Origin of the sequence: Cupriavidus sp. HPC(L) (genome assembly GCF_000307735.3) — a bacterium.
In the GTDB taxonomy this organism is placed as follows: domain Bacteria; phylum Pseudomonadota; class Gammaproteobacteria; order Burkholderiales; family Burkholderiaceae; genus Cupriavidus.
In genome coordinates, this window is sequence record NZ_AMPR02000040.1 from 1 (window position 1) to 12,425 (window position 12,425).

A 12,425-nucleotide genomic window follows, 5' to 3' on the forward strand; every position below is an offset into this window, starting at 1 on the left:
GGCGCCGGCCCCGGCCGATGCGCTGCGCTACGCCGCGCCTCCGTCGGCGACGCTGCGCTACGCCAGCTTCGTCAACGGCGTCGAGAACCCCGACGGCACCATCCGCTGGCAGCACGGCGGTGGGCGCTACCAGCTGTCGGTCGAAACCCGCATGCTGTGGTTCCGCTTCGCTTTCCACAGCACCGGCGCGCTGGGCGAGCAAGGGCTGGCGCCCGAGCGCTACGTCGAGGAGCGCCGCAAACGCAGCCAGGTGACGCGCTTCGACCGCGCCGCCAACGCGATCGTGTTCGAGTCGCGCGGCGGCCAGGCGCCGCTGCCCGACGGCGCGCAGGACCGCTTCAGCGTGTTCCTGCAACTGGTCGGCCTGGTGCGCGGCAATCCGCAGCGCTATGCCGCGCCGGGTGTCACCGAGACTTTCCAGGTCGCCGACACCAGCGATGTCGAGCCGATGCGGGTCCAGTATGTCGGCGAGGAGGACATCGAGACCGGCGCGGGGTTTGTGCGCGCCAAGCACTTCATCCGCCTGCCGCGGCGCGCGGACGACCGCCGCCGCGTCGAGGTCTGGCTGGCGGAATCGGTCGGCTGGATGCCGGTCAAACTGCGGCAGACGGAGCCCGACGGCACGCAGATCGATCTGGTACTGCGCGGCGCCGAGCCCTAGTCTGGAAGGATCGGAGCCGACCGGCGTGCCTGCCGCGACGCTCCCGCGCGATGCGTCGCCGCCGACCCACCCCGACAGGAGGACACCGATGACCGACACCTTGCCGCCCACCGCCACGTCTGCCACGGCTGCGGGATCAAGCCCGGGATCAAGCCCGGGATCAAGCCCGGGCTCAAGCCGGGAATCAAGCGCAGGCTCCAGCTCCGCCGCCCACCCGCCGGCCTCCGAAACCCATCGCGTGATCGCCGGCGACGTGACGCTGCACGCCCGCATCGACGGCACCGAAGGCCCGTGGGTCGTGCTGTGCCACGGCCTGGCCTGCGATCACACGCTGTGGGATGCCACCGCGGCCCATCTGGCACCGCGCTATCGGGTGTTGCGCTACGACCTGCGCGGCCACGGCCGCAGCGACGCGCCGGTCGGGCCCTATTCGATGCTGCGCATGGCCGACGACGTGGCCGCGCTGATGGACGGACTGGACGTGCCGCAGGCGCATTTCGTCGGCATTTCGCTGGGCGGCATGATCGGCCAGACGCTGGCCGTCCGCTATCCGGAGCGGCTGCACTCGCTGACGCTGGTGGACACGGTCTGTCGCACCCCGCGCCAGGCCCATCCGATGTGGCACGAGCGCATCGGCCATGTGGAGGCACACGGGATGGCCGGAGTGCTCGATGCGACGCTCCAACGCTGGCTGACCGCCCCGTACCGGGCCGCCCACCCGCACCAGGTCGAGCGGATCCGGCAGATGGTGCTCGCCACGCCGGTCCGCGGCTATGTCGGCGCCTGCCTGGCGATTCTTGGCTTCGACCAGGCCGATGCGCTCGCCCGCATCCATTGCCCGACGCTGGTGGTGGTCGGCGACAAGGACCAGGGCTGTCCCGTGGCCGACTCCAGGGCCCTTGCCAATGGCATCCCGGCCGCCCAGTTCGAGGTGTTGCCGGACGCCGCCCATTTGTCGCCGATCGAGCAAGCGGAGCGGTTTCATGCCGTTCTCGACGCTTTTCTGTGCAAGGCGGCATGCGGGGCACAGTGCGACACGCCGTGAGCGTCGCCGGACCTGTCGAGCGGTCGTTCCGGCGGCCTTCGTAGGCGTCGAGTACACGCTTCGTAGGACAAACCCTCTTTTCGGCAGAGGAAACGAACTTGCCGCCTCGGGGACGGCTCCAACCTGATGAGCGGGCGCAACGGCAACGGGCACCACGCCAGCGCCCAGCGAGGCATGCGCTTGAAAAGCGTCTTCATGCCCTCAGCTTGGAGGTGAAATCGCGGAAGGAAGCCGGCGCTCCCACCGGCTGCCGCAAGAATCAACAAACCTTCCGCCCGTCCCATAGCCCGGAGGTGCGCCATGCAAATGATCTATAACAGCGACAACTACTGCATCGTGGAGTTTGGTGCCGACGTCGAGCATGCCCCCCTTGCCTCCGGCGGTTACGAGATCGTCGACAAGAACATGAAGCGCGAGATCTTCCTTGGCGGCCAGTTGGCCGAGCATTTCCGCGCCGATGTGCAACGTCTGATCGAGAGCGAACCGTCCGTGGAAGAGGTCGACGAATTTCTTGGCAAGTTCGATACGGTAATGACGCACTCGCTGGCGATGCACTGACGACGCACCGCTGCTGCAAAAAACCCGCGCCACGGCGCGGGTTTTTATTGGGGACGCGCATGCGGTGGGGGTAAGCACGCCGCCGCCCCGCCCGGCCGGTCCCTCAGTACTGCTCCCACGGCAGCCCTTCGAAGCGCCAGCCGTTGACCGTATTGCGGTGCCGCTGCGCGTCCAGATCGCCCTCGAAGCCGTGCAGCACGTTATAGACGGTGGTGAAGCCGGCGCCTTCGAGCGCCTGCGCCGCGGCCGTCGAGCGGTTGCCGCTGCGGCAGATCAGCAGCACCGGCCGCGCCGACGCCTGTCCGGCCAGCTTCTTGACCGCCTGCACGAAGTGCGGATTGACCTCCCAGTCCGGACCGTCGTTCCACGGCACGTTCAAGGCGCCGGTCGGATGGCCGACGAACAGGTATTCCATCTCGCTGCGGCAGTCGATGAACAGGGCGTCGGGGTGTTCGGCCAGCAGGGCCTGGGCCTCTTGCGGGGCAAGGTGTTGCATGTGGTGTCCGGCGGTGTCGGTCGGTGGGTCGATCTGCCCGAGTGTAGGCGCGGGCAAGGAAGCCCGGCAAGGGCCGGCAAGGTGCCGTAACTGATAAAATCGACCACTTTTCCAGCATCACCGAGGCCAGTGAAGCCATGAGCGCTGCAACCATTGAATCGTCCGGCATGGCATCCGCCAATGCATCGGGCTCGCAGGCAGGCCCGCAGGCCGGTCCCCCGGCGCGGCCGTACACCCGCGCCGCGCAACTGCCGCGGCTGCTGCGCGAGCGCATCCTGATCCTGGACGGCGCGATGGGCACCATGATCCAGCGCTACAAGCTCGGCGAGGCCGAATACCGCGGCGAGCGTTTCGCCGCGCATCCGGTCGACGTCAAGGGCAACAACGAGCTGCTGCTGCTGACCCGCCCGGCGGTGATCCGCGAAATCCACGAGCAGTACCTGGCCGCCGGCGCCGACATCATCGAGACCAATACCTTCGGCGCGACGCGCGTCGCGCAGGAGGACTACAAGATGGCGGACCTGGCCTACGAGATGAACGTGGCCGCGGCCCGGCTCGCGCGCGAGGCCTGCGATCGCTACAGTACGCCCGACAAGCCGCGCTTCGTCGCCGGCGCCTTCGGCCCGACGCCGAAGACCGCCAGCATCTCGCCGGACGTCAACGACCCGGGCGCGCGCAACGTCAGCTTCGAGGAGCTGCGCGATTCGTACTACGAGCAGGGCAAGGGTTTGCTCGAAGGCGGCGCCGACGTGTTCCTGGTCGAGACCATCTTCGACACGCTGAACGCGAAGGCCGCGCTGTTCGCGATCGACCAGCTGTTCGAGGACACCGGCGAACGGCTGCCGGTGATGATTTCGGGCACCGTCACCGACGCCTCGGGCCGCATCCTGTCGGGCCAGACCGTCGAGGCCTTCTGGAACAGCCTGCGCCACGCGCGCCCGATCACGTTCGGCCTGAACTGCGCGCTGGGCGCGACGCTGATGCGGCCGTACATCGCCGAGCTGGCCAAGCTGTGCGATACCGCGATCTCGTGCTACCCGAACGCGGGGCTGCCGAACCCGATGAGCGATACCGGCTTCGACGAGACGCCGGACGTCACCTCGTCGCTGGTCGACGAGTTTGCCGCCTCGGGGCTCGTCAACCTGGTCGGCGGCTGCTGCGGCACCACGCCCGAGCATATCGCCGCGATCGCGCAGCGCGTCGCCAACCGCAAGCCGCGCGCCTGGCCCGGCCAGTACCGCGACGAAGCGGCCGCGGCCTGACCGGCATCCCGGTCGTCCCGCCGCCCACGCCTTACCGGCGCGCCGCCGAACGCAACCATTGCCGGCGCGCCGCGCATCCGATCCCGAACCTGAGTCCGCCATGTCTACCGATACCCGTCCCGCTCGTCCGATGCGCCTGTCCGGCCTGGAGCCGTTCACGCTTGGCGAGGGCAGCCTGTTCGTCAACGTCGGGGAACGCACCAACGTCACCGGCTCCAAGGCCTTCGCCCGGATGATCCTGAACGGCCAGTTCGACGAGGCGCTGGCGGTCGCGCGCCAGCAGGTCGAGAACGGTGCGCAGATCATCGACGTCAACATGGACGAGGCGATGCTGGACTCCAGGGCCGCGATGGTGCGCTTCCTGAATCTGATCGCGTCCGAGCCCGATATCGCGCGCGTGCCGATCATGATCGATTCGTCCAAGTGGGAGGTGATCGAGGCCGGCCTGCAATGCGTGCAGGGCAAGGCCGTGGTCAACTCGATCTCGCTGAAGGAAGGCGAGGAGCAATTCCGTCACCACGCCACGCTGATCCGCCGCTACGGCGCGGCCACCGTGGTGATGGCCTTCGACGAGCAGGGCCAGGCCGATACGTTCGCGCGCAAGACCGAGATCTGCAAGCGCAGCTACGACATCCTGGTCAATGAGGTCGGCTTCCCGCCCGAGGACATCATCTTCGACCCGAACATCTTCGCGGTCGCGACCGGCATCGAGGAACACAACAACTACGCGGTCGACTTCATCGAGGCGACCCGCTGGATCAAGCAGAACCTGCCGTACGCCAAGGTCAGCGGCGGCGTGTCGAACGTCTCGTTCTCGTTCCGCGGCAACGACGTCGTGCGCGAGGCGATCCACACGGTGTTCCTCTATCACGCGATCGCGGCCGGCATGGACATGGGCATCGTCAACGCCGGCCAGCTCGGCGTCTACGACCAGCTCGACGCCGAGCTGCGCGAGCGCGTCGAGGACGTGGTGCTGAACCGCCGTGCCGACGCGACCGACCGCCTGCTCGAGATCGCGGACCGCTACAAGGGCGGCGGCGCGAAGCGCGAGGAGAACCTCGAATGGCGCGGCACGCTGGAGAAGCCGGTGCCGGTGGCCGACCGCCTCGCGCATGCGCTGGTGCACGGCATCACCACCTTCATCGTCGAGGACACCGAGGAGGCGCGCCAGCAGATCGCCGCGCGCGGCGGCCGCCCGATCGAGGTGATCGAGGGCCCGCTGATGGACGGCATGAACATCGTCGGCGACCTGTTCGGCGCCGGCAAGATGTTCCTGCCGCAGGTGGTCAAGAGCGCGCGCGTGATGAAGCAGGCGGTGGCGCATCTGCTGCCCTTCATCGAAGAGGAGAAGCGCCTGCTGGCCGAGGCCGGCGGCGACGTGCGCGCGCGCGGCAAGATCGTGATCGCCACGGTCAAGGGCGACGTGCACGACATCGGCAAGAACATCGTGTCGGTGGTGCTCCAGTGCAACAACTTCGAGGTCGTCAACATGGGCGTGATGGTCCCGTGCAACGAGATCCTGGCCAAGGCCAAGGTCGAGGGCGCCGACATCATCGGCCTGTCCGGCCTGATCACGCCGTCGCTCGAGGAAATGGCCTACGTCGCCTCCGAGATGCAGCGCGACGACTATTTCCGCGTCAAGAAGATTCCGCTGCTGATCGGCGGCGCGACCACCTCGCGCGTGCACACCGCGGTCAAGATCGCGCCGAACTACGAAGGGCCGGTGGTCTACGTGCCCGATGCCTCGCGCTCGGTCAGCGTGGCCTCGAGCCTGTTGTCCGACGAGGGCGCGACGCGCTATCTGGACGAGCTGCGCGCCGACTACGAGCGCATCCGCACGCAGCACGCGAACAAGAAGGCCGTGCCGATGGTGACGCTGGCCGAGGCGCGCAAGAACAAGACGCCGGTCGACTGGAGCGGCTACGTGCCGCCGAAACCGAAATTCATCGGCCGCCGCGTGTTCCGCAACTACGACCTGGCGGAGCTGGCCAATTACATCGACTGGGCCCCGTTCTTCCAGACCTGGGACCTGGCCGGCAAATTCCCGGCGATCCTGAACGACGAGATCGTCGGCGAATCGGCGCGCCGGGTGTTCTCCGACGGCAAGGCGATGCTGGCGCGGCTGATCCAGGGCCGCTGGCTGACCGCCAACGGCGTGATCGCGCTGCTGCCGGCCAATACCGTCAACGACGACGACATCGAGATCTACACCGACGAGAGCCGCAGCCAGGTCGCGCTGACCTGGCACAACCTGCGCCAGCAGAGCGAGCGGCCGGTGGTCGACGGCGTGCGCCGGCCGAACCGGTGCCTGGCCGACTTCGTCGCGCCGAAGGACAGCGGCATCGCCGACTATGTCGGTCTGTTCGCGGTGACCGCCGGCATCGGCGTCGACAAGAAGGAAGCCCAGTTCGAGGCCGACCATGACGACTACAGCGCGATCATGCTGAAGGCGCTCGCCGATCGTCTCGCCGAGGCCTTCGCCGAATGCCTGCACGCGCGCGTTCGCCGCGACCTGTGGGGCTACGCCGCCGATGAATCGCTCGACAACGAACAGCTGATCGCGGAAGCCTATCGCGGCATCCGGCCCGCGCCCGGTTATCCCGCCTGCCCGGAGCACACGGTCAAAGGCCCGATGTTCCAGGTCCTCGATGCCGGCGAGATCGGCATGGGCTTGACCGACGCGCTGGCGATGACGCCGGCGGCCTCGGTCAGCGGCTTCTATCTGGCACATCCCGAAGCGACCTACTTCTCGGTCGGCAAGATCGGGCAGGACCAGCTGGAAGACATGGTGGCGCGCCGGCACGAAGACCGGACCGCGCTCGAGCGCGCGCTCGCGCCGAACCTGTAACGGTGTGCGAAGCCGCGCGGCCACGGCAGGCGCCGTCGGCGCGCGGCGCCACGCCGCAAGTCGTTGACGGGACTGGCGAAAGCCGCCATCGCGAGCGCTGCCGCGGCCGGTGTGCCTGCTCACGACTCCTTACAGCGCATTACATCTCCTCACAGCATCGCGGTGGGGTGCTCCCTAGACTGAGGTCTCGCTCTCCAGGCGACAACCCGCGGCGAAAGCCTCGCCGCACAGTCATTCGAAAGGAGTACTCCATGAAGAAACTGCTGATCTCGCTGTCCGCCCTGTCGATCGCCGCCGCCTCGTCGCTGGCCATGGCGCAAGGTACGCAAGCCGGTGCGACCGGCGGCGCCGCCGGCTCGCTGACCGCGCCGACGGCGACGGCTCCGTCGGCCGGCGCCAACGCCGGCGTGAACGCGGGCGCTGAAGTCGCAGGAAGCCGCGCGAACATGGATACCGGCGTCAAGGCAGGCCTGAACGACAAGGCCGGCGAAATCGACGACACCCGCAAGAGCGCCAAGGACCGTGCGGCCACCGCCGGCAGCAAGGCCAAGTCGAAGGCCCACGACGCGCACGGCAAGACCAAGAGCAAGGCCAAGGACACGGTCGGCGCGGTGGAAGGCACCGCCGACAAGACGGTCGGCGCCGTTGGCGATACGGTCAGCGGCACCGCCGGCAAGGTGGGCGGCCTGGTCGGTGGCGCGACTGGCGGCACCTCGGCCACGGTCGGCGCGGGCGCGTCGGCCAAGGTTCAGTAAGTTCGCTGGATCCAGTAGATTCAGTAGAGGGATCGCCCGCGAGCAAGCGGGCCAGCGCGGCGTCGAATCGCCGCGCTGCCGGGGGGCGGAGGATCGAGGATCTCCGCCCCTTTTTTATTGTTGCCTTGCGCGTGCCAACACGTTGCGCAGATGAGGGCGCCACTTCGATGGCCACACGGTATCGAAGACCTCCATTTCGCGCGTGTTGTCGGTCTGTTTCAAGGACAAGTCGAGCAGCATGTGCGTGGACAGCTCGTCGGTACATCTGTCCGAAAGCAGCCGCTCGATGTAGTTGCGGCGCACGGAGGCCATGGACGCGTCGATGCGGATGGCCGCATTGCCCAACGCCGCCGCATAGCGCCTCAGCGCAAACGGGCCATCATTGCTGGTGCCCAGGAATGCGTCGGAAGACAGCCGGGCCAGCACGGCGGCAACACACCACAGGAAATGCGATTGGCATGCCGGGTCCTCGCGATGGGACGGCATGGTGTCGAGCAGCGCCTCCAGATGGGCGGGGGTGGGTTGGACATCCTTTCCCTCGCCGATCAGCACCTCGTTGGAACGATACGCCAGCGCCTGCTGGTGTTCATGATGGACAAGCCGTCGGACGGCATGGTTGTCCGCGATTGCCGACCGGAAATCGGTCAGGTATTCACTGCCAAATGGCAGGACGGCAAGAAGCCCGTCATGCCATTGGTGCGACCGATTAGCTCCGGCGTAGGCGTTGTGCAGCAATGGGCAGGCGGCCAGATCCTTCCCGATGTCCGCAATGCCGCCAACGTCATAGCGTTGCGCGCCGGTATTCCCTGGCTCGGCAACCGCGGTCAGCCGGAGCATCGATTGCCAGGTCGGGGGCAGCGCCCCCTGACTTGACGACACGCCACTCTGCTCGAGCGACTCGCCGCGAATCAGGCAACCATAGTATTCCGGCGCCACCAGCAGCGCATATTGGCCTGCATCGCCGACGATCGGGAAGAACGTTTCGCCCTCGTCTTTCTCGAGCCGGGCCACCGTATCGGCGAGGGCGGGCGGCAATGTCGCGCGGTACGCGTCCATCAGCGCGGTCTTTCGTTGCGCTACCGATGCCGGCGCATCGGGCCGCGCGGCGAGAAAGACGAGCTGCATCACCAGCCCCGCGTGCTTGCGCGCCCAGGCAGCCCGGTTGCCCTCGCCCAGCGAGCCGATGGCGTCGTGCATCAATCCCGGCAGCAATGGGGCCGTTTCCGGCCACGCCAGCGGGCGGGAGTCGGCCGATCGTTCGGCTTCCCAATAGAGGCGCCGCAGGACCTGCCGCGCCGCCTCGGCTTCGTACTGCGGATGCTCCAGCAGCCAGTTGCGCAACGCGGCGCAACGCCGCACGTCGTCCCGGCAGCCGCAGGCGAGCTGGAACAGATACTCCGAGATCGTGCGCCGGGCGCGCGGAGACGGCGGCAGATCCCGCAACGGCGCGCCTGTTGTCAATTGCGCCAACGCTTCGTCGACGTCGCGGATCCGAATGGAAAAGTCGCTGCTCGCCTGCAGCGACAGTGTCAGCAGACACTTGCCATCGCCGACGTCGACGCGACTGAATCGTGCCCCCTCGACGGCGGCCCCGCCGAAGTCGGCGCCGCCAAGACCGGCTTCATTGAAGTGCGCATTGTGCAGGGTGGCGTGGTGAAAGGTCGTGCCCGCGAGGTCGACATTGTCGAAGCGCGCATCCGGCAGACAGGCGTAGCCGAACTCCGCGTTGGTCACCTTGGCACGGACGAAAATCGGCGTGGTGCCGTAGCAGGCCGTCAGCGCCGCGCCATCCATCTGCGCCCCCGCAAAAAGCGCGAACGACACGATAGCCCTCGACAGATTGGCGTGTTCGAGCCGTGCCTCGCGCAGCGTCGTGCCGATCAGACTGGCTTCGGTCATGTTCGCCTGCGACAGGTCCGCCCCGGGCAGCGCGGCCCTGGACAGGCGTGCCTTCGCCAGATTGGCGTGGCGCAGGTTGGCGCGGGCCATGCGCGCATCCTCCAGATCGGCGTTCGCCAGATTGGCGCCGGACAGGTCGGCGGACGCGAGCGTGGCACCGCCTAGCAGCGCGCCCTCCAGGTCGGCGTCAGCCAGGATCGCGCCGCTCAGATCCAGTTTCGTCAGGTCGGCGCGGGCCAGTTTTGCGCCTCGCAGATCGGGGACCGTGCTAGGCGCGACACGCCTGGCGACTTCGGTCGCCCGCAGCGCGGCCTCGACCCGCGCACGGCCGGCGGCCGGAGACGGCGAGTCGGCCGATGCGCCGTCGCCCGCATGGCAGGTGCGCAACGCGCGCGTCAGCAGCTGTTCGATCGTTCGAACCGGCGGCGGCGACGACGAATTGCGAAACAGGTTGCGCAGCGCCTGCAGCAGCCGCGCCAGCGGCGTCGTCGGCTGCCCGATCGGCACCAGGCTTGCGGTGGCGTCGGCCATGCCCCGTTTGCCGGGCTCCACGTGCACGTAGTAGTCCTGGCCGTGATAGCGCAGCTTCGCCCCGTCCTTGCATTTCGCCAGGAACTCCTTGAACGGCAGCACGTTCAGATCGCGGCTGATGGCGAAGGCGCGGCACAGTTCGACCAGATGGCGATCGCTGGTGAAGCGGTGCACGCGGTCCGCCAGTTGCGCGTGGCGATTGGCCAGCCGCGTCGCCAGCATGGCGGCCTGGGCCTGCCGGCTCGCTGCCGCTGCCGGGGTCATGGCGCGCTCGCCGCTCCCCGATCGCGCCAGCGCCTGCACGACGTAGCGCGGCTTGTCCGCTGCGTTGTCCAGTCGGACGCTGAAGGCCTGCTTGCCTATCATCAGGTTTCCACCGAGGCGCAGCGCGCTCATCGTCGTCGCATCGAGATGGCTGACGTCGCGCACACTCTTGCAGCGCAGGGTCGCGGCGGTGGGCGCGAGGCGGGGCGAAGGCGCGGCAGGTGCCGGCGGGTGGGCGGGCACTGCCATGGAAGTGGTCTGGGCGGGCATGTGGTAAAGGAGTGGGATTGCCGGGGAGGGATGGCGGGAGCAGGGATTGGAGCGCGCTCCCCGGGAGGCTGCGAGATTGCCATCGGAAAACGCGGCACCGATATCAAAAAAATCCCCGGTTTGAACACCTGCTGACTCTGTTCCGCGAGAAATGCCGGGCCAGTCATGCCGCCCGCCGCGATATGTCGTTTGGAAAGAAACGCCGTCGTGCCGGGCGCCATTGGCACGCCACATTGTCAGCCTGACACCGACATTCCCGGTGCTTTGTAATGACTACAATGCAACAGGCCAAACACAGCCTGGCCCCGGCGTCCGGGCAATACCATCGCAGGGGGGAAACTTCATGATTCGCGTCCTGATCGCCGACGATCACCAGATCGTCCGTGCCGGTCTGCGCCAGTTCATTTCCGACGAACCGGATATTCGCGTCGAAGGCGAGGCGGCCAGCGGCGACGAAGTGATGGCGCGGCTGCGCGAAACCGAGTTCGACGTGGTGGTGCTCGACATCTCGATGCCCGACCGCAACGGCATCGACGTGCTCAAGCTGATCCGCCAGCGGCATCCGGACCTGCCGGTGCTGATCCTGTCGACCTATCCCGAGGACCAGTACGCGATCAATCTGATCCGCGCCGGCGCGTCCGGCTATCTGACCAAGGAAAGCGCGCCCGACGATCTGGTCAAGGCGATCCGTACCGTCGCGCAGGGCCGGCGCTATGTCAGCCCGACCGTGGCCGAACTGCTGATCGGCGGGCTGGAGAAGCCGACCGACCAGCCGCTGCACCAGACCCTGTCGAAACGGGAATTCCAGATCTTCTGCAAGCTCTCGCGCGGCCAGTCCGTTTCGGTGATCGCCGACGAGCTGTTCCTCAGCGTCAAGACGGTCAGCACCTACCGCTCGCGCATCCTGGAAAAGATGGGCATGAAGACCAATGCCGATCTGACCTATTACGCGATCAAGAACGGCCTGGTCGAATAGACGGCAAGCCGTTCGTCCCGCAACACAGGGGCCGGCGGCGGTGCTGTAGGACGGACCCGGATACCTGGCCCCTGGCCCCATTGCTACCATCGAACCATGTTGGATCAAGCCGCGGCAACTCCCTACCGTACGCTGCGGGTCTTACTGATCGAGGACTCGGCGGTCCTGCGGAGCATGTTGCTGGAGTACTTGAACGCATTCTCCTTCGTCGAGACCGTCGATTGGGCGGATACCGAAAGCACTGCCATCCGCCTGTTCGAAAGCGGCAGGTATGAGGTCGTCATCGTCGACCTGCAATTGCGACAGGGCAACGGTATCAACGTGCTGCGGGCGATCCAGAAGGCGCAGGCGCCGGGCATCCGGATCGTCTACACCAATCATGCGCAGGTGCCTACCTACCGGCGTCAGTGCGCCGAAGCGGGGGCCGACTATTTTTTCGACAAGTCGCTCGAGCTCGAACAGGTATTCCGCGTGATCGAGGAATACGCGCAGGCACCGTCCTGAGTTCGGCCGAATGGCTTGAGGCTGGCGGCCGGCGACGACGACTCGTGCTGAGCTCCATCGACCGATCCTTGAGCAGCAAATTTTTTTCCGTCGCGGCAACGCGCCGCACCCCTCGCCAAGCAAAGGAGATCGTCATGAAAAAGCTGATCGCGCTGTTCGCACTTGCCGGTGTCACGCTGATTACGGGTTGCAACACCATCGCCGGTGCCGGCAAGGACATCGAAAGGGGCGGCGAGAAGATGCAGGGCTCGGCGGAGGAAACCAAACGCAAGATGTAATGCGTCCCGGCGCAGCCATCGAAAAGGAGCCTTTCCAGGCTCCTTTTTTTATGCGCCGTGGCCGTGCTGCGGCGCTCC

General features: G+C 67.1%; 11 protein-coding genes. 9 read left to right on the forward strand and 2 right to left on the reverse strand.

All coding sequences use genetic code 11. The features are described 5' to 3' along the window. From B551_RS03885 to B551_RS03895, 3 genes are all read left to right on the forward strand, one after another. On the forward strand, nt 1-661 hold a 661-nt coding region (locus B551_RS03885), incomplete at its 5' end, for a DUF3108 domain-containing protein (protein WP_023263507.1). 238 nt (nt 662-899) lie between these two features. Further along, the gene (pcaD, locus tag B551_RS03890; RefSeq protein WP_006579977.1) at nt 900-1,706 is read left to right on the forward strand and encodes a 3-oxoadipate enol-lactonase; all 807 of its coding nucleotides are present in this window, start codon (nt 900-902) and stop codon (nt 1,704-1,706) included. A 300-nt stretch (nt 1,707-2,006) separates the two neighbouring features. Further along, the gene (locus B551_RS03895) at nt 2,007-2,264 is read left to right on the forward strand and encodes a DUF3567 domain-containing protein (RefSeq protein ID WP_006579976.1); all 258 of its coding nucleotides are present in this window, start codon (nt 2,007-2,009) and stop codon (nt 2,262-2,264) included. A gap of 103 nt (nt 2,265-2,367) precedes the next feature. Here the strand turns inward: B551_RS03895 and B551_RS03900 are convergent, their stop codons facing one another. Further along, on the reverse strand, nt 2,368-2,760 hold the full coding sequence (locus B551_RS03900; RefSeq protein WP_006579975.1) for a rhodanese-like domain-containing protein: 393 nt from the start codon (nt 2,758-2,760) through the stop codon (nt 2,368-2,370). 167 nt (nt 2,761-2,927) lie between these two features. Between B551_RS03900 and B551_RS03905 the strand changes: the two genes are divergently transcribed. The 3 genes from B551_RS03905 (at nt 2,928) to B551_RS25465 (ending at nt 7,625) form a co-directional block, all read left to right on the forward strand. Further along, nucleotides 2,928-4,022, forward strand: a complete 1,095-nt coding sequence (locus B551_RS03905; protein WP_023263508.1) for a homocysteine S-methyltransferase family protein — start codon at nt 2,928-2,930, stop codon at nt 4,020-4,022. A gap of 100 nt (nt 4,023-4,122) precedes the next feature. Then, nucleotides 4,123-6,870 carry a methionine synthase gene (metH, locus tag B551_RS03910; protein WP_006579044.1) on the forward strand — a complete coding sequence of 916 codons (2,748 nt, stop codon included), beginning with the start codon at nt 4,123-4,125 and terminating at the stop codon, nt 6,868-6,870. Between the two features lie 251 nt (nt 6,871-7,121). Continuing rightward, a complete protein-coding gene (locus B551_RS25465; RefSeq protein WP_023263509.1) occupies nt 7,122-7,625 on the forward strand; it encodes a hypothetical protein in 504 nt (167 codons plus the stop codon). Between the two features lie 114 nt (nt 7,626-7,739). Here the strand turns inward: B551_RS25465 and B551_RS25080 are convergent, their stop codons facing one another. Beyond that, nucleotides 7,740-10,568, reverse strand: a complete 2,829-nt coding sequence (locus tag B551_RS25080; protein WP_055274518.1) for a pentapeptide repeat-containing protein — start codon at nt 10,566-10,568, stop codon at nt 7,740-7,742. A gap of 364 nt (nt 10,569-10,932) precedes the next feature. Between B551_RS25080 and B551_RS03925 the strand changes: the two genes are divergently transcribed. The 3 genes from B551_RS03925 (at nt 10,933) to B551_RS03935 (ending at nt 12,347) form a co-directional block, all read left to right on the forward strand. Then, nucleotides 10,933-11,565: a response regulator transcription factor gene (locus tag B551_RS03925; protein WP_006579377.1), complete on the forward strand. Its 633-nt coding sequence runs from the start codon at nt 10,933-10,935 to the stop codon at nt 11,563-11,565. Nucleotides 11,566-11,661: 96 nt separating this feature from the next. Next, entirely contained in the window at nt 11,662-12,069 is a 408-nt protein-coding gene (locus B551_RS03930) for a response regulator (protein ID WP_023263511.1), read from the forward strand. Between the two features lie 134 nt (nt 12,070-12,203). Next, nucleotides 12,204-12,347, forward strand: coding sequence for an entericidin A/B family lipoprotein (locus tag B551_RS03935; RefSeq protein ID WP_006579379.1), 144 nt, complete (start codon nt 12,204-12,206; stop codon nt 12,345-12,347). The last annotated feature ends 78 nt before the right edge of the window (nt 12,348-12,425 follow it).

Bases quoted from the DNA above. Each gene is read 5' to 3' on its own strand.
- B551_RS25465 (WP_023263509.1), top strand. From the start codon at position 7,122: ATGAAGAAACTGCTGATCTCGCTGTCCGCCCTGTCGATCGCCGCCGCC.
- B551_RS03905 (WP_023263508.1), top strand. From the start codon at position 2,928: ATGGCATCCGCCAATGCATCGGGCTCGCAGGCAGGCCCGCAGGCCGGT.
- B551_RS03935 (WP_006579379.1), top strand. From the start codon at position 12,204: ATGAAAAAGCTGATCGCGCTGTTCGCACTTGCCGGTGTCACGCTGATT.
- B551_RS03930 (WP_023263511.1), top strand. From the start codon at position 11,662: ATGTTGGATCAAGCCGCGGCAACTCCCTACCGTACGCTGCGGGTCTTA.
- B551_RS03925 (WP_006579377.1), top strand. From the start codon at position 10,933: ATGATTCGCGTCCTGATCGCCGACGATCACCAGATCGTCCGTGCCGGT.
- B551_RS03900 (WP_006579975.1), bottom strand. From the start codon at position 2,760: ATGCAACACCTTGCCCCGCAAGAGGCCCAGGCCCTGCTGGCCGAACAC.
- B551_RS03895 (WP_006579976.1), top strand. From the start codon at position 2,007: ATGCAAATGATCTATAACAGCGACAACTACTGCATCGTGGAGTTTGGT.
- metH (WP_006579044.1), top strand. From the start codon at position 4,123: ATGTCTACCGATACCCGTCCCGCTCGTCCGATGCGCCTGTCCGGCCTG.
- B551_RS25080 (WP_055274518.1), bottom strand. From the start codon at position 10,568: ATGGCAGTGCCCGCCCACCCGCCGGCACCTGCCGCGCCTTCGCCCCGC.